We start from the raw sequence: 16,903 nt of genomic DNA, 5'->3' as shown, positions 1-16,903 counted from the left end.
TTATTCAATGCGCCTCATAACGCATCATTACGTCCCTCAAAAATCCCCCGCCAGACGTTAAAGGATTAACTGATGGAATACCCGCACATCACCCATCACGGCGCCCAAGACGGTGTAACCGGCTCCTGCCACCAGTTGCATATGGCGCAGCACAGCAGCGTCCTCATCGATTGCGGTCTGTTCCAGGGTGCTGATGCATCGCCACTCGGCGCGCGGGCTGATCACCAAATCATCGAGTTTTCGCTCGACGGCATTCGCGCCTTGATCGTCACTCACGTGCATGCCGACCATGTAGGGCGCATTCCCTATCTACTGGCCGCTGGTTTCAATGGCCCGATACTGTGCAGCGAGCCTTCGTCCAAACTGCTGCCCATCGTGCTGGAAGATGCTTTCAAGCTCACCTTCAGCCGCGACCAGAAACAGGTCGAGCGTTACCTCAAGCAGGTGCAAGAGCGCATCATCGCGCTGCCCTACGATCACTGGTTCACCCTGCAGAACGATGAAGGCCTGGAGGCCAAAGTGCGTCTGCAGCGAGCTGCTCATATGCTCGGCTCGGCTTATATAGAGGTCGATTTGCAGTACGGCCCTGGCCAAACCAGCAAGCGGGTAGTCTTCTCCGGCGACCTTGGCGCACTAGGCGCACCGATCCTCAAGCCCTGCGTGCCACCGAAGCGTGCCGACATTCTGGTACTGGAAAGCACCTACGGCGACCGCCTGCACGAAGACCGCAGCACCCGCCGCCAGCGCCTGGAACAGGTCATCGAACACGCCCTGGCCAACAACGGCACCGTGCTGATACCCGCCTTCAGCGTCGGCCGCACCCAGGAGCTACTCTACGAGCTCGAAGACATCATCCACAGCAAAAAGCTGGACACCGCCGCCGCTCCAGAACCCCCTGTGGGAGCGGGCCACGCCCGCGAAAATCTTCAAACAACACCCAGTGCCCCTGCAGGAACCGACTGGCCAAGCCTACCCATCATCCTCGACTCACCCCTGGCCAGCCGCTTCACCCAGGCCTACCGTGAACTCAAAGACCATTGGAACGACGAAGCCCAGGCCCGCGTACAGTCTGGCAGAACGCCCTTGGCATTCGACCAACTAATCACCATCGACAGCCATGCCGACCACCAGAAAATCCTCAACCACCTGGTCAGCAGCGCCCGGCCCGTCATCGTCATTGCCGGCAACGGCATGTGCTCCAGCGGTCGCATCGTCAATTATCTAAAGGCCATGCTGGGCGACCCGCGGCACGATGTGCTGTTTGTCGGCTATCAGGCCAGAGGCACCCCAGGCCATGCCATCCAGCGCTTCGGCCCGCGCAACGGTTATGTGGAATTTGACGGGCAACGCTATGAAATTCGGGCAGCAGTACACAGCATTGGTGGGTATTCGGCGCATGCGGATCAGGCGGGGTTGGTCGGTTTTGTCACTGCGATGGAGCAGTGGCCGGGAGAGATTCGGTTGGTGCACGGTGACAAGTCGGCAAAATGTGCTTTGGCTAATGCATTAAGGGAGCGCTATCTTAGCCAAGCGCGGGAGGGGGACGTCATATTGCCTGGAATTACCAATGACGAAGAAGCAGTGAGCTAATCCCCTTGCTATCTCCTCTATACAGAAGCCGCAGAAGTGCGGCTTCTATCGCATCTAGAGCGTGGTGAGCCGGAAGATCGGTTTGCCAACGCCTCTATATAAACACCCATTGCACAGGTTCGACGTTCGATGCTGTCAGCTAACCCCATTCAACCAGTCGTGCTATGTGGCGGCTCAGGCACACGTTTGTGGCCTTTGTCACGTTCAGGCTTTCCAAAGCAGTTCCTGTGTCTGGTAGGCACGGACAGTTTGTTCCAGCAGTCCGTCAAACGACTCATGGCTAACGGTGAGGATAGTGGCGCGCGATCATCGCCTTACATCGTGTGCAATGACGAGCACCGCTTTCTTGCGCAAGAACAGCTCAGAGAACTTGGGGTCGAGAACGCTACATTTCTGCTAGAGCCGGTAGGGCGCAATACTGCACCTGCATTGACACTCGCCGCCTTGGCTGCGCGCGATTCGGGAAGCGATCCTGTACTTGTTGTGACGCCGGCGGATCAAGCCATCATCGATGGCGATGGCTTCCGCGTGGTGATGGATCAGGCGGTTGAAGCCGCGATCGAGGGCAGCATCGTCATCCTTGGCATCACCCCTGACCGGCCGGAAACAGGTTACGGCTATATCAAAGTAGCCAGCAGCAACCAAGCAATTGCTGCCGTCGAACGTTTTATTGAAAAGCCCGATGAGAAAGCTGCGCAAGCTTATCTGGATGAAGGCGGCTATTACTGGAACGCTGGTTTATTCGTACTCAAGGCCTCGGTCTGGCTGGCAGCTTTGGAGAGTTTCCGCCCCGACATCCTTAAGGCGAGTGTGAATAGCTGGGAGAGCAAGCGTATCGATGGCGCCTTTGTTCGGCCTGGGAAAGAGGCATTTATGGCCATTACTGGTGAGTCGGTCGATTACGCCGTCATGGAGAAGTGCCCTGGCAGTGCCTGGCCCATCAAGATGCTGCCTTTGAATGCGGGATGGAGTGACTTGGGCGCTTGGGATGCTGTATGGAACGTTTTGGCTAAGGATGACGCTGGCAATGCACTCCAAGGTGATGTACTGATAACCGAGAGCCGTAATTCTTTGGTACATGCCAGTAGCCGCCTTGTAGCGTTAGCCGGCGTTGAAAACCTCGTGGTGGTTGAGACGGCAGACGCAGTTCTGGTTGCTGATAGAAGCCGGTGCCAGGACGTTAAGCATATTGTGAGCCTGCTCAACCAACAGTCACGCGAAGAGCATGCCCTGCATCGCAAGGTTCAACGCCCTTGGGGCTGGTACGACATTATTGATGAAGGCGGGCGCTTCAAGGTCAAGCGGATACAGGTCAACCCTAAAGCGAGCCTTAGCCTGCAGAAGCATCATCATCGAGCCGAGCATTGGATAGTCGTACACGGTACTGCCGAAATAACCCGGGGTAGTGAAACGCTTTTATTGAGCGAAAATCAGAGCACCTATATCCCTCTGGGCAAAGTTCATCGCCTCTCTAATCCGGGCAATATTCCATTGGAAATCATCGAAGTGCAATCCGGCAGTTACTTGGGCGAAGACGATATCGTGCGTTTTGAAGACCAGTACGGGAGAAACCATTGAAAATCGCCATCGCTGGCCTTGGTTACGTCGGCCTGGCCAATGCCGTTCTGCTGGCGCAGCACAACGAAGTCGTGGCTGTGGATCTTGTCCCTGAAAAGGTTGATCTACTGAACCGCCGCCAAGCGCCCATCCAAGACCCGGAGATTCAGGAGTTTCTGGATAACAAATCACTCAACTTCCGAGCGACGCTTAATAAGAACGAAGCCTATGAAGGTGCTGACTTCGTCATCATCGCGACGCCAACCGATTACGATCCTGGGACAAATTACTTTGACACTCGGTCAATTGAAACCGTGATCCGAGAAGTTCTGGATATTAGTCCTAGTGCTTTAATGATTATTAGATCAACCGTTCCAGTGGGATATACTGAGCGAGTACGTGATCAATTTCGTACAAACAATATAGTTTTCTGTCCCGAGTTTCTTAGGGAAGGAAAAGCACTGTATGATAATCTTTATCCTAGTCGGATTGTTGTGGGCGAGCGGTCGGCCAGAGGCGAGATGTTTGCGGGTCTTCTGCGGCAGGGAGCAGTTAAGCAGAATATTCCGGTGCTTTATACTGCTTGCAAGGAAGCAGAAGCTATAAAGCTATTTGCTAATACATACTTGGCGATGCGGGTGGCTTTTTTTAACGAGCTCGATACCTACGCTGTTACTAATGGTCTAGACGCTGGTCAAATTATTGAGAGTGTCTGCTTGGATCCGCGTATTGGCAGTCATTACAATAATCCGAGTTTTGGATATGGAGGATATTGCCTGCCAAAAGATGCTAAGCAACTTTTGGCTGATTACCGGGATGTTCCGCAGAGCCTCATTTGTGCGATAGTTGAGGCGAATAGAACGCGCAAAAATTTTATCGCAAAAGATATCTTGCGCCGTAACCCCAAGACGGTAGGTATTTATAAGTTAGCCATGAAGGAAGGGAGCGAAAATTTTCGAGCATCTGCTATTCAAGATGTAATGAATCTCTTGCAGAAGCAGGGTGTCGAAACCATTGTCTTTGAACCTGGCATCGAGTTGCGTGAATTTTATCAATCACGAGTTGTGAATGATCTGAGCACTTTTAAGCAGGAAGCAGATATTATCGTCGCAAACAGATTTAATGACGCACTTGCAGATGTTGCCGAAAAAGTTTACACGCGCGACATTTTTGGGATTGATGCGTGACTTATGAATATCTTGCCCACTTTTATTCGTCAACGCTTGATACATCGACCCAATACGCTTCGAGTTATAGATAACATCGCTTGGTTGACGTTCGACAAGATACTGAGGCTGGGGGTGGGGTTGATAGTTAGCGTCTGGGTGGCTCGATACCTCGGGCCCGAGCAATTTGGGCTGTTTAGTTTCGCAACTGCATTCGCAGGGATCTTCAGCGCTATTGCTGGACTCGGACTTGCAAGTATAGTGGTCCGCGACTTAGTTACAAGCCCACCAAGCTCGCCTGCTATAATGGGCTCGGCATTGTTGATACAACTGGTAGGAGGAGTTGTATCATATGGCTTAATGTTGGTGCTTATAGCGTGGCTGCGCCCGGGAGATGACTTTATAAAGTTGATTGTTGCCATAGTCGGTGTAGGTGTGGTTCTTAAGGGTTCTGACGTTGCGGTATATTGGTTTGAGGCCCAGGTGCAATCTAAATATATTGTTTGGGTACAGAATGGTACTTTTCTTATTTTTGCCATGGTCAGGCTCTTTCTAATTTTTTCAAAAGCTCCCCTATTGGCCTTTGCATTGTCAGTTTTCTTCGAAGCTATAGTGGTTTCACTGTTAATGCTAATAGCTCTACATAGTAAAGGTATAGCGTTAAGTAGTTTGCGTTCGGGTAGGCGGCGAATTCTGGGCTTGCTGCGAGACAGCTGGCCGTTATTGTTGTCTGCAATGAGTATTATGGTTTATATGAAGATTGATCAGATAATGTTGGGGCAGATGCTCGGTGAAGAGGCTGTAGGGATTTTTTCGGCTGCAGTTCGCGTGAGCGAAGTCTGGTATTTTTTACCGCTTACGGTGTGTGCTAGCTTGTTTCCGGGGATGTTACTGCTGAGGGAAACAAATAGAGCTCGCTACATGCAGCGTTTACAATTGTTGTTTGGTGCAATGGTTTGGCTGTCTCTTGTAGTCGCAATATTTATGATGTTTAGCTCTACATGGATTGTCGTAACGTTGTTTGGAGAGGCTTATGCTCCTGCGAGCGGCGTGCTTGCGACACATATTTGGGCATCAGTTTTTGTTTCGCTTGGTGTCATTAGTGGTCAATGGCTTGTCGCAGAGGGGCTGCAAATCCTAAGTATGCAAAGGGCTGTGCTCGGGGCACTGGCTAATGTTCTTTTAAATCTACTTCTTATACCGGCGTTTTCGGTTAATGGAGCAGCCATGGCAACTGTTATTTCATTTGCTATAGTAGCTCTGTTTTCTGATTTGATTAACCGGGAAACTAGATTTATTTTTTGGATGAAAATCAAGTCGCTGCTGCTTCCCTTTACTCTGTTGCTGTCGTTGAGGTCTTGAAATTGAAGTGGCTCATTGTGCTGTTAAAAAAATCTGTCAGGCAAATATTGAGTGTTTTTCAATGGGATCCGTGGTTCGGCAAGTCTTGGTCGCAAGAGGGTGAAGATCGAATATTAGAGCGGATATTTGAAGGGAAGACGTCGGGTTTTTATATTGATGTTGGTGCTCATCATCCAATGCGTTTCTCCAATACTTATCTTTTTTATAAAAAAGGGTGGTGTGGGATTAACATTGACGCTATGCCTGGATCCATGAGGAGCTTTCAGAAGTTTCGCTCTAGAGATATCAATATAGAAGCTGGGGTAGGGCTAAGTGAATGCGAGCTGGATTATTATATATTCAACGAGCCTGCCTTAAATGGATTTTCTTCTGAGTTATCCAGTGCGCGTAATGTGGAAGATAGTAGTTATAAAATAATCCGCACTGAGAAAGTAAAGGTTTTAACGCTTTGTCAAATACTTGAAGCTAACTGTAGTGAGGGACAGCTAATAGACTTTATGTCTGTCGATGTAGAGGGCTTGGATTTAGACGTTTTGTCATCGAATGACTGGGAGCGATTCAGGCCAGTCTATGTATTAGCAGAGTTATTGGAGAGCGATTTCACGGAAATAGATCGAGATAAGGTTGTTCTTTTAATGAGAAGCAAGGGGTATAAAGTTTTTGCAAAGTGCGTTAATACGGTTTTCTTCAAAGATGCGCAGGGAAAGAGGCATGAGTAGTTGCGCCAATTAACTGGGATTAAGGCGTGGTATGCGCGGTGCTTTCGAAATTCTAGTTTTCGTTATTTAGGTCTAGCTGTACTGTTTTTTGGCTTTTCTTGTCGCTCCATTTCAGTGTTTCGTGCAACTTGCTCATAGTGAGAGTTCAATGGATTTCGGGATGGTGTTTGTTTTTATAAGCCGGCGAGTGCTTATGAATTTATATGTGGGTTTTAATAGTGCAAAATAGACTTGCTCCGGTCGTGATTTTTGTTTATGCGCGAAGAGATCACGTTGAGAAAACAATAAGTGCTTTGCTGTCAAACGAACTGTCGCCGGATACTGATCTAATTGTGTATTCGGACGGGGCTCGCTCTCATGCTGATGTTGAAAAAGTTGCTGAAGTTCGGTTTTTTTTTGAATCCTTAATTGGTTTTAAGAGCGTTACGTTGCGTGCTAGGGAACATAATTTTGGCTTGGCTAAGAATATTATTGAGGGGGTTACAGAAGTTCTGGAGGATCATGAGAGTCTCATAGTCCTAGAAGATGATATGGTTACGTCTCCATTTTTCTTAAAATATATGAACGATGCGCTCGATTTTTATAAAGATGATAGTCGTATCATTAGCGTGCATGGTTATATTTTTCCAGTGAAATTGCTGTTGCCAGAGACTTTTTTTCTGTTAGGGGCAGATTGTTGGGGATGGGCTACTTGGCGTCGTGGTTGGGAGTTTTTTAATTGTGACGGAAACTATTTGCTGGAAAAGATAAAGCAGAGAGGGTTGCAAAAGAAATTCGATTTCAATGGTGCTTATCCTTATACACAGATGCTGCTTGACCAGATCGAAGGGCGTAATAATTCTTGGGCTATCCGTTGGTATGCATCGGCTTTTCTTGCGGATAAGTTAACTTTGTATCCTGGTAAAAGCCTCGTTCTAAATATAGGTAATGATGGGAGTGGGACTCATTGTGAGCAAGAAAATAGCTTTGATGTGTCGCTAAGCTCTCAGCCTATCGTTGTCGGCAGTGTCAAGGTAGAGGACTCCTACGAGGGGCGCAGAGCGTTTGAGGAATTCTTGAATGGTTTGAGAGGCTCTTTTCTTAAGAGATTGAAGCGGTTTCTATTTAGATTTTTAAGGTGATCTTTGAAGGGTGAAACTGTGCGACGGTTAATTAAACTGCTATTGCCTCCTATTTTTATTTCAGTATACAGGGCGCTTTTTCATAAAAAATACGGTTTTTATGGTAATTATAGTTCTTGGCAGGAGGCCGAAAGTCAATGTGAAGGGTATTCTTCTGTTCATATATTTGACCGAGTTAAAAAATCAGCTCAGTTAGTAAAGGATGAGAAATATTTCTGTGAGCGTGATTCAGTTCTCTTTGATTCGCCTCAATATTCTTGGCCTAGCTTGGCATGTCTCATGAACGTGGCAGCCCAGAATAAAGGTCGGTTAAGTGTGCTCGACTTTGGTGGCAGCCTTGGAAGTGCTTTTTTCCAAAATAGGCGATTCCTTGAAAACCTCTCTGTTGAGTGGTCAGTCGTAGAACAACCTCATTTTGTAAGTTATGGTGCGAAAGAGATTGCTGGTAACGGGTTGCAGTTTTTCTCTACTCTGGCTCAGTGCGCTGAGCAAAAAGCAATAAATGTAGTTTTTTTGTCTGGTGTTCTTCAGTATTTGCCCAATCCATATCAATTGTTAGACGAGATACTTAGCTATGGCTTTCCTTTTGTGATTCTAGATCGGACGCCATTTGGTCGAGCAGGGTATGATATTTTAAAAATTCAAATTGTCGATCCCTCTATATATGTTGCTAGTTATCCTGTGTGGCTATTAGACGAGAGCTTATTTTGTGAAAGATTGCATAGTCATGGTTATACGATTGTAGAAGAGTTTAGCTCTAATATTGATTGGCAAGATGCGAGCTATACCTTTAAGGGTTTTTTAATAAAAAAGAATTCGTAATGGTTTCGGTGGGGGCGTTATTAATTCCGCGTTGATTTGTTTTGCAGTGTTTGCGGGAGGCTATGTTGGGCGATGTATTCCAATGAATAAAATATTTTGATTGCGGGTCTATTGAGATGCTTTGTAGCTGACTACTAGCTTTTATTAGAGGTAAAATTGATGAGCTGTCTTCTAAGTATTGGGGAACTCCATGTTCTAATGATTGTGGGTGGGAGGTTATGCGGTGCATAATTTTTGTACGCTCTTTGACTCCCATTATTTGTCGCGCGGGTTGGCGATGTATGAGTCGTTAAAAAAATACTGTTCTAGTTTTCATTTGTATATTTTTTCATTCGATGATGATAGTTATAATTATTTGGTCTCGCAAAGTTTTGAGTATGTGACTGTTATCTCGTTGTCAGAATTGGAAAACCCGTCATTGCTGGCGGTTAAGCCTGGCAGGAGCAGAGCTGAATACTGCTGGACTTGTACGCCTCAAGTTTTAAAATATTCCTTGGAAAAATTTTCTATCGAGCGCTGTACATATTTAGATGCAGATCTCTATTTTTACTCTGACCCTGGCGTGCTGATCAATGAGATGGGTGATAAGTCAGTTTTGATTACAGAGCATCGGTATTCGCCTCGATATGATCAGTCGGCTATTAGCGGCATTTACTGTGTCCAGTTCATGACCTTTCGCAATGACTCGTTGGGATTGCACGTTCTTAATTGGTGGGTGGACGCTTGTCTGGAGTGGTGTTTTGCTCGCTGTGAAGACGGTCGTTTCGGGGATCAGAAATATCTTGATGACTGGTTGCATCGTTTTTCCGGAGTGCATTCTTTGGAGCATGTGGGCGGCGGTGTTGCTCCGTGGAATGTCCAGCAATATGATTTCCTTATGACTCCAGAGCAAAAGATCGTGGCCTGTAAGCGGGCAACGCAGCAACAAGTTTTACTCATATTTTATCACTTCCATGGATTCAAGTTTATGGGGGATAAATATGTAGAGTTGGGCTGCTATGAAATGACGGCTAAAGTGAAACGTTTGATATATAAGCCTTATCTGAAGCATTTGCTGGAAATTGAAAGCGCTATCTCTAATGATGTGAGGGGGGCAGGGCGGATTAACAGCGTTACGCCATTTCACCCGAGCCTTGTATGGGGCTTAAGACTTTTGAAGCGAAAACTGGTTGGGCACATGAATTTTCACTCTCTTAATAAAATATTGAGTTTGTAATGGCTAGTCTAATATCGCTACCAACATATTCCGATGCTCGAGGCTCGCTTTCAGTTGTCGAGGATGCTTTGCCGTTCGAAGTGCGGCGAGTCTATTTTGTTTATGACGTAGTTGGCGCACGTGGAGGGCATCGTCACAAGCGTACCCGGCAAGCATTGGTTTGTGTATCAGGCACATGCGATATATATGTTAACAATGGGCGTTCTGAGCTGACTTATAAGCTAGCGACACCCACCGATTGCTTGGTCTTGGAGCCCGAAGATTGGCATACCATGCACTCGTTTACAAAGGCCGCGACGCTACTCGTCTTTGCATCGGAGCGTTACGATAAATCCGACTATATTGATGAAAAATACCCATGATTGTATATGAAGATTTGGCACGTTTGAATGCTCCCTTTTTTGAGGATTTCAAGAAGGCTTTTAATTTAACTTTGGAAAGCGGCTGGTATGTACTTGGAGAGCAGGTGCGATCATTCGAAGCTGAGTTTGCAAGCTTTTTAGGGGTTCAATTTTGTTCCGGTGTCGCCAGCGGTCTTGATGCAATGGTTATTGCCTTGAAAGCACTGGATCTACCTCCGGACTCAGAGGTTATAGTCCCTGCAAATACTTACATTGCTACCATCTTGGCCGTTCTGCAGGCTGGATTGCGTCCGGTCTTGGTGGAGCCTGAGTTGGTAACTTACAATATAGATCCTTCGAAAATCGAAGCTCATATTACAAAAAAAACGAAAGCAATTTTGGTTGTTCATCTTTATGGTAAGGCCTGTGAGATGGATCCAATCTTATCTTTATGCGAAAAGCATGGCTTACGACTGCTTGAAGATTGTGCTCAGTCTCACGGAGCTACTTATAAAGGGCGCCTAACGGGAAGTTTTGGTGATTTTGGTTGTTTCAGCTTTTATCCCACTAAGAATTTAGGGGCTTTAGGTGACGCGGGTGCTATTGTTTGTAATAGTGAAGAGCTTGACCAGAAGGTTAGGGTCCTCAGAAATTATGGGTCGGCACGTAAATATTATAATGATGTGGTTGGTTTGAATTCTCGCCTAGATGAAATTCAAGCATCCTTTCTTCGTGTAAAACTTAAGCGGTTGAATGATATTAATAAGCACAAGAAAGCTCTTGCTGAGATATACCTTTCAAGGCTTTCCGATGAGTTCATAAAGCCTTGTGTCAGGGATGGGTTTTCTGATGTTTTTCATATTTTCAACATACGGCATCCGCGCCGTGATGAACTCAAGGCTTTTCTTCATGCCAACGGGGTTGGTGCGGAAATACATTACCCAGTTGCTCCGCACCGCCAAAATGCCATGCGGGCAGTCTTGAATGGGGAATACCCAATATCTGAACTTATTCATGATACTACTTTAAGTCTACCTGTATCATATTTTCATAGCTTTGACGAGGTGAATCAGGTGTGTGACATTGCTAATCGTTTTGCTTCTTCCTGATGTTAAGATTTCCTCATAACGCAAATGCAGGCTGAAGTGGGCGATCTACCGCTTGATATATATGTTTGATGAAATGTGAGTGCATAAAATGCCCGGTCTCTCAGCTTTGGAAGTCACAGTGGGTGAAACTGGTTTTTTCCTAATTTAGTTGCCTTATATTATCAGGCTGTAATCAATATTTCTGCCCTCAAAGGCTATCAAGTGAATCGAAAAAAAGCGCTGATAAGTGGAGTTACCGGGCAAGATGGTTCATACCTTGCTGAGCTTCTGTTGGAAAAAGGTTACCAGGTCCACGGTATCAAACGCCGTGCTTCCTCTTTCAATACCCAGCGGGTTGACCATATCTATCAAGATCCCCATGTCGAACATCAAAACTTCGTTTTACATTATGGTGACTTGACCGATTCGTCCAACATCACCCGTATTCTGCAAGAGGTTCAGCCGGACGAGGTCTACAATCTGGGTGCGCAATCTCACGTAGCCGTCAGCTTCGAGTCTCCGGAGTACACCGCCGATGTAGATGCCATGGGTACCTTGCGCATTTTGGAGGCAATCCGTCTCTTAGGACTGGAGAAAAAAACTCGCTTTTACCAAGCTTCTACCTCTGAGTTGTATGGGCTGGTTCAAGAAACGCCTCAAAAGGAGACGACACCGTTTTATCCCCGCTCTCCTTATGCCGTAGCCAAGCTATATGCTTACTGGATTACCGTGAATTATCGCGAGGCATACGGTATGTATGCTTGTAACGGTATCCTTTTCAATCATGAGTCTCCACGTCGCGGTGAGACCTTCGTGACGCGTAAGATCACCCGAGGCCTGGCGAATATTGCCCAGGGGCTGGAGAAGTGCCTTTACATGGGAAACATGGATGCGTTACGTGATTGGGGGCATGCGAAGGATTACGTCCGTATGCAGTGGATGATGCTGCAGCAGGAACAACCGGAAGATTTTGTGATTGCAACCGGTGTTCAGTATTCCGTGCGGCAGTTCATCATGTGGTCTGCTGCAGAGCTCGGCATCACGCTGCGTTTCGAGGGGCAAGGGGTTGATGAGATTGCCTTGATCGAGGCTGTCGAGGGTAATAAGGCGCCCGCCCTCAGCGTGGGTGACGTGGTAGTGCGTATTGATCCCCGGTATTTCCGTCCAGCGGAGGTAGAAACCTTATTGGGTGATCCTGCCAAAGCCAAGCAGAAGCTAGGCTGGGTACCCGAAATCACCGTGCAGGAGATGTGTGCCGAGATGGTGCACGAGGATTTGAAGGTTGCTCAACGTCACGCCTTGCTCAAGCAACACGGCCATGATGTGCCCGTGTCTGTGGAGAACTGAGTGTGGTGCGGGATCTCAACCAAGTAATCTTCGTTGCTGGCCATCGCGGCATGGTCGGCTCTGCGATTGTGCGTCGCCTGAAGGCGTTAGGCTACCAGCGTGTTTTGACTGCTTCCCGCGAAGAGCTGAATTTGCTCGATCAGGCAGCGGTACAGCGTTTCTTTTGTGCTAACCGCATCGATCAAGTCTACCTGGCAGCTGCTCGTGTCGGCGGTATACACGCCAATAACACCTATCCAGCTGATTTCATCTATGAAAATCTGATGATTGAGGCGAATGTCATTCAGTCTGCGCATATCAATGGTGTGCAGAAGCTGCTGTTCTTGGGATCATCCTGCATATACCCCAAGTATGCCGAACAACCGATGGCGGAGCAGGCCTTATTGACTGGTCCGCTGGAGTCGACAAATGAACCTTACGCAATTGCCAAAATTGCAGGTGTCAAGTTGTGTGAAAGTTATAATCGTCAGTATGGTCGCGACTATCGAAGCGTAATGCCGACCAATCTGTACGGTCCGGGTGATAACTATCACCCGGAAAACAGCCATGTGCTTCCTGCACTTATTCGCCGTTTCCATGACGCTAAGTTGAAGGGCGACGCCGAGGTCATGGTATGGGGCAGTGGAGCACCCCGCCGGGAGTTTCTTTATGTTGATGATATGGCTGCAGCCAGCGTGCATGTCATGAATCTCTCTCCGGATCATTGGAAAGCGGTCGTAACTCCAATGTGCTCGCATATAAACGTAGGGAGCGGTAGGGATTACAGTATTTTCGAGGTTGCTAAGCTAGTCGCTCAGACTGTTGGATATTGTGGAGATTTGTTCTTCGACGTGAGCAAACCTGACGGGGTACCTCGCAAGCTCATGAGCAGTGCAAAGCTGACAGCGTTAGGCTGGAAGCCGGAGGTTACCTTGGATTCAGGCTTAAGATATGCCTACGAGGCTTTCTCGGAGGCTCGCCATGCCTGACTTAAAGCCCACACTTAGTGTCGTTACTGCTACTTATAATGCCGCCGAAGTATTGCCGCAGCTGTTGGCCTCGCTGCGTGCTCAAACTGATTCGGATTTTGAGTGGGTAGTAATGGACGCGATGTCGACAGATGGTACAGTCGAACTGCTTGAGCAGGTCACGGATGTACGCTTGGTTTATCGGTCAGAACCTGATTTTGGTATTTATGATGCGTTAAATAAAGCAGTGAAGCTTTGCTCGGGTGATTACTATTTGGTAATTGGTGCAGATGATATTCTAGCTCCCGATGCGATCGCGAGTTATAAGTTTTGGGCTGCCGAAAGCAATGCCGATATTATTACTGCTGCTGTATCGATTGGTGCTGCCTCAAGGGGCGGCCCAGGTGGCCAGTCCTGGTTGAGAGGGCAGATGGCTTTCGTCACGGCTCACGCAGTCGGGTCGATATATAAAAAGTTGCTTCATGAGCGACCCGGCGTAGGTTTTTACTCTCGGGCTTATCCTATTGCCGCAGATCAGCTTTTCATATTGCGAGCAGTAAAGCATGGCGCGAGCGTGTATGTAGCCGAGTTTTACGCAGGCAAATTTGGTGATGACGGAGTCAGCTCTAATGACCTGTTAGGTGCGTTGACCGAGTTTTTTCGCATTCAAATGCAATTTGAGTGGCGACCGGCACAAATTTTATTATTTATGCTGCGGTTACTGAAGAATACCCCTCGACTCATTCGTAGGCAGTGATTTATGCGGAGTGCGAGTCTTTCGTCGTGTGTTGATCGTGACAGTTTACTTGTGGTGAGTTAGGGAGTATGTGTGCGCGCTGACGTTTCAGTTGTTATTCCTTTTTTTAACGCGCTGACCACCGTCGGTCGCAGTATTGAAAGTATCATTGCGCAGAGTATGCCGGTTCGCGAGTTGATCATTGTCGATGATGCCAGCAGTGATTCTGAAGCGTTGGTGCATTTGGTAGATAGTTATAGATCTTCATTAGAAATTGTTTTAATTTTGCTGGATGCCAATTGTGGGCCTGCCAATGCGCGCAATGTGGGGGTGGCCAGCGCTTCTTCATCTTATATAGCCTTTCTCGATTCGGATGATGTTTGGCACCCCGATAAGGTGCGGATCCAATATGGATTCATGCAGCAAAACCCGGTCTGTCTTACATCTCACGGCTATATTGCAGACCTGCAGGTGCGACCTTTTTCGAGTGAGGCGCCCCTATCCAGCAGTCTTATTAGTAAATATCGTTTCATTTATGGAAACCCAATTTTTACACCGACAGTCATGGTGCGAAAGGAGGGGTTCGTTCCATTCGATACCCGTTATCGGCGAATGGAAGACTACTTATGCTGGTATGAGAACCTGCGCAATGGAAATCACATATCACTAAATCGCGAGTTGGCAGGAGGTTTCAAGCCCGCTATAGGAGAGTCAGGATTAACTGCATCGGTTCGTCTGATGCATGAGGGGTATATCGACGTCTTGAGAGGGTTGCGCAAAGAACGCAAAATGCCGCTGTTCAATTATTTTCTCGCCTTCTCATGTGAAATGATCAAGTTTCCGATCAGGTCGTTTTGGGTTTTCCTCAGAAAGGTTTCCTCGTGAGTTCTATTGATCAGCCATTGCAGCGGGTAGCGGTTTTGCTTGCGGCATACAATGGCATGCAATGGCTGTCGGAGCAGCTCAAGTCGATCCTTAGTCAGGACGGTGTGGATGTCACGTTATATGTAAGCATCGACAGGTCGGACGATGGTACATATGAATGGGTATGTAGCGTTGCAGATAATGACTCAAGGATCGTGCCGTTGAGATACGGGGAGGTATTTGGGGGGGCGGCAAAGAACTTTTTCCGACTAATTCGTGACGTCAATTTTGAATCATTCGACTACATCGCATTCGCCGACCAGGATGACATCTGGCTGCCAAACAAGCTCCAACGTGCTCATTACCACCTCCAGTCTCGAAGCTGTGACGGATATTCAACGAATGTTACCGCCTTCTGGCCCGATGGGCGTCGCATTCTAGTAAATAAGTCTCAGCCACAGATGAAGTGGGACTACTACTTTGAGGCTGCTGGGCCCGGCTGTACTTACGTGATGACGGCTCGATTGGCAGAGGCGATAAAACAATGCGTACTTGCTCATCGAGAGCGTATAGAGGAAGTCGCGTTGCATGATTGGTTTTGCTATGCGTTCGCCCGTAGCAAAGGCTATAGCTGGTATATCGATCCAGAGCCGTCGATGCTATATCGGCAGCACGCGTACAATCAATTTGGCGCCAATACTGGTATTAAAGCGCTACGATCAAGGCTCAGGCAGATCTACAGTGGCTGGTGGCTGTCCCAGGTTCGCTTGCAGGCTAGCATTCTTCAAGCAAGGGAACTGCCATTGATATTTCGTCTGGACACTTCATTCCGCCCTGGACTGTTCGGTTTGTCACTCCGTGCCTGGCACTGTAGGCGCCGAGTGCGTGACAAGATGTTCTTTGTGCTGATTTGTTGGCTGCTCATGCTGAGAGGGCCCGATAATGGCTGAATGCGCTAGGCTTCTGGTCACCGGTGCTGCGGGTTTTATTGGCTCGGCGCTTATTGCTCGTCTGGTTACCGAGCCCCATTGGATGGTGGTCGCGTCCGTCCGTACTCGAGGGAAGCCATTCGCGCCGGATGTCGATGTCGTGTCTGTTGGTTCGATAGATGGCACTACCAACTGGTCTGTGCCTCTGCAAGGGACCCACGCCGTTGTGCATACTGCAGCGGTAGCTCATATACGCAAGGTTCACACAGCCGAGCAGCTGGCATGGCTGCGTAGGGTCAATGTTGATGGGACTTTGGCGCTTGCCCGCCAAGCGGCCGCGGCCGGCGTGAAGCGGTTCGTTTTCATCAGTTCAATCGGCGTTAACGGCAATGCCAATATTCGGCCGTATACTGCGCAGGACCCAGCGCAACCGGTAGAGCCCTATGCCCAATCCAAGTGGGAGGCTGAGCAAGGGCTTTGGCGTGTGCAGCAGGAAACCGGCATGGAGGTGGTGAGCATCCGGCCACCTTTGGTCTATGGCCCTAATGCTCCGGGTAACTTTAGCAGTCTGGTTCGCTGGATTGGTCAAGGGATTCCGCTGCCGCTCGGGGCAGTCCACAATCGTCGTTCGCTGGTAGGTATCGATAACCTCGTCGATCTGATCGTTCGCTGCGTTGACCATCCCTCTGCTGCCAACAATGTTTTTCTGGCGGGTGACGGTCGTGCTCTTTCTACTAGCGAGCTCCTGCGTTTAGTAGGTGAGGCCATGGAAAAGCCGGCGCGGTTGATTCCCGTGCCTGCAGCCGCTCTGCAGCTTGGGGCGACCTTGTTGGGGCGTAAGGCAATGGGTCAGCGTCTGCTCGGCTCGCTGCAGGTAGACATTTCGCATACGTGCGAGACACTGGATTGGCAACCGCCTTTCACGGTTGAAGAGGGGCTGAGGCGTTGTTTCTCGCCCTTGGGTTGATTGGCTTTTAGAGGTTTGGTTTTGTGATTCGTGTTTTAGGTTCTGTACGAAAAGTCGGTGCGGGTAGAATTGCCGCCATGATTGGCTGGAGGCCCGCATGGCAAAGCGCTACGAACTCCCCGATGCAGCCT

16 protein-coding genes are annotated in these 16,903 nt (G+C 48.3%); all 16 read left to right on the top strand.

The features are described 5' to 3' along the window. The first annotated feature begins 72 nt into the window (after positions 1 to 72). The 16 genes from BM279_RS04215 (at position 73) to BM279_RS04140 (ending at position 16,772) form a co-directional block, all read left to right on the top strand. Positions 73 to 1,590: an MBL fold metallo-hydrolase RNA specificity domain-containing protein gene (locus tag BM279_RS04215; protein WP_093501291.1), complete on the top strand. Its 1,518-nt coding sequence runs from the start codon at positions 73 to 75 to the stop codon at positions 1,588 to 1,590. A gap of 129 nt (positions 1,591 to 1,719) precedes the next feature. Beyond that, positions 1,720 to 3,168 (top strand): mannose-1-phosphate guanylyltransferase/mannose-6-phosphate isomerase, encoded by a 1,449-nt coding sequence (locus BM279_RS04210; protein ID WP_093501289.1) that lies wholly within the window; start codon positions 1,720 to 1,722, stop codon positions 3,166 to 3,168. Continuing rightward, positions 3,165 to 4,334: a nucleotide sugar dehydrogenase gene (locus BM279_RS04205; RefSeq protein ID WP_093501286.1), complete on the top strand. Its 1,170-nt coding sequence runs from the start codon at positions 3,165 to 3,167 to the stop codon at positions 4,332 to 4,334. The genes BM279_RS04210 and BM279_RS04205 overlap by 4 nt, the downstream gene beginning before the upstream one ends. 3 nt (positions 4,335 to 4,337) lie before the next feature. Next, positions 4,338 to 5,675: a flippase gene (locus BM279_RS04200; protein WP_093501284.1), complete on the top strand. Its 1,338-nt coding sequence runs from the start codon at positions 4,338 to 4,340 to the stop codon at positions 5,673 to 5,675. Continuing rightward, a complete protein-coding gene (locus BM279_RS04195) occupies positions 5,615 to 6,394 on the top strand; it encodes an FkbM family methyltransferase (RefSeq protein WP_208604524.1) in 780 nt (259 codons plus the stop codon). Before BM279_RS04200 ends, BM279_RS04195 begins: the two co-directional genes overlap by 61 nt. 218 nt (positions 6,395 to 6,612) lie before the next feature. After that, entirely contained in the window at positions 6,613 to 7,515 is a 903-nt protein-coding gene (locus BM279_RS04190) for a glycosyltransferase family 2 protein (protein WP_208604523.1), read from the top strand. Positions 7,516 to 7,518: 3 nt separating this feature from the next. After that, positions 7,519 to 8,337 (top strand): methyltransferase, TIGR04325 family, encoded by an 819-nt coding sequence (locus tag BM279_RS04185; RefSeq protein ID WP_093501278.1) that lies wholly within the window; start codon positions 7,519 to 7,521, stop codon positions 8,335 to 8,337. Positions 8,338 to 8,545: 208 nt separating this feature from the next. Next, entirely contained in the window at positions 8,546 to 9,553 is a 1,008-nt protein-coding gene (locus BM279_RS04180; RefSeq protein WP_208604522.1) for a hypothetical protein, read from the top strand. Then, positions 9,553 to 9,915: a sugar 3,4-ketoisomerase gene (locus BM279_RS23735; RefSeq protein ID WP_093501276.1), complete on the top strand. Its 363-nt coding sequence runs from the start codon at positions 9,553 to 9,555 to the stop codon at positions 9,913 to 9,915. Before BM279_RS04180 ends, BM279_RS23735 begins: the two co-directional genes overlap by 1 nt. After that, positions 9,912 to 11,003 carry a DegT/DnrJ/EryC1/StrS family aminotransferase gene (locus BM279_RS04170; protein WP_093501272.1) on the top strand — a complete coding sequence of 364 codons (1,092 nt, stop codon included), beginning with the start codon at positions 9,912 to 9,914 and terminating at the stop codon, positions 11,001 to 11,003. The genes BM279_RS23735 and BM279_RS04170 overlap by 4 nt, the downstream gene beginning before the upstream one ends. A gap of 201 nt (positions 11,004 to 11,204) precedes the next feature. Then, positions 11,205 to 12,329 carry a GDP-mannose 4,6-dehydratase gene (gmd, locus tag BM279_RS04165; protein ID WP_093501269.1) on the top strand — a complete coding sequence of 375 codons (1,125 nt, stop codon included), beginning with the start codon at positions 11,205 to 11,207 and terminating at the stop codon, positions 12,327 to 12,329. A 2-nt stretch (positions 12,330 to 12,331) separates the two neighbouring features. Continuing rightward, positions 12,332 to 13,297, top strand: a complete 966-nt coding sequence (fcl, locus tag BM279_RS04160) for a GDP-L-fucose synthase (RefSeq protein ID WP_093501267.1) — start codon at positions 12,332 to 12,334, stop codon at positions 13,295 to 13,297. Beyond that, positions 13,290 to 14,033 carry a glycosyltransferase gene (locus BM279_RS04155; RefSeq protein WP_167363097.1) on the top strand — a complete coding sequence of 248 codons (744 nt, stop codon included), beginning with the start codon at positions 13,290 to 13,292 and terminating at the stop codon, positions 14,031 to 14,033. The genes fcl and BM279_RS04155 overlap by 8 nt, the downstream gene beginning before the upstream one ends. 72 nt (positions 14,034 to 14,105) lie before the next feature. Next, entirely contained in the window at positions 14,106 to 14,897 is a 792-nt protein-coding gene (locus BM279_RS04150; protein WP_093501263.1) for a glycosyltransferase family 2 protein, read from the top strand. After that, positions 14,894 to 15,826, top strand: coding sequence for a glycosyltransferase (locus tag BM279_RS04145; protein WP_341864798.1), 933 nt, complete (start codon positions 14,894 to 14,896; stop codon positions 15,824 to 15,826). The genes BM279_RS04150 and BM279_RS04145 overlap by 4 nt, the downstream gene beginning before the upstream one ends. After that, positions 15,819 to 16,772, top strand: a complete 954-nt coding sequence (locus BM279_RS04140) for an NAD-dependent epimerase/dehydratase family protein (protein ID WP_093501261.1) — start codon at positions 15,819 to 15,821, stop codon at positions 16,770 to 16,772. Before BM279_RS04145 ends, BM279_RS04140 begins: the two co-directional genes overlap by 8 nt. Positions 16,773 to 16,903: the final 131 nt, after the last annotated feature.

The organism is Phytopseudomonas straminea (assembly GCF_900112645.1).
GTDB lineage: Bacteria > Pseudomonadota > Gammaproteobacteria > Pseudomonadales > Pseudomonadaceae > Aquipseudomonas > Aquipseudomonas straminea.
This window is presented reverse-complemented; position numbering and strand designations above follow the sequence as displayed.

Excerpts from the sequence above, each read along its gene's own strand:
- BM279_RS04140 (WP_093501261.1), top strand. The coding sequence starts at position 15,819 with ATGGCTGAATGCGCTAGGCTTCTGGTCACCGGTGCTGCGGGTTTTATT.
- BM279_RS04215 (WP_093501291.1), top strand. The coding sequence starts at position 73 with ATGGAATACCCGCACATCACCCATCACGGCGCCCAAGACGGTGTAACC.
- BM279_RS04200 (WP_093501284.1), top strand. The coding sequence starts at position 4,338 with ATGAATATCTTGCCCACTTTTATTCGTCAACGCTTGATACATCGACCC.
- BM279_RS04210 (WP_093501289.1), top strand. The coding sequence starts at position 1,720 with ATGCTGTCAGCTAACCCCATTCAACCAGTCGTGCTATGTGGCGGCTCA.
- BM279_RS23735 (WP_093501276.1), top strand. The coding sequence starts at position 9,553 with ATGGCTAGTCTAATATCGCTACCAACATATTCCGATGCTCGAGGCTCG.
- BM279_RS04170 (WP_093501272.1), top strand. The coding sequence starts at position 9,912 with ATGATTGTATATGAAGATTTGGCACGTTTGAATGCTCCCTTTTTTGAG.
- BM279_RS04155 (WP_167363097.1), top strand. The coding sequence starts at position 13,290 with ATGCCTGACTTAAAGCCCACACTTAGTGTCGTTACTGCTACTTATAAT.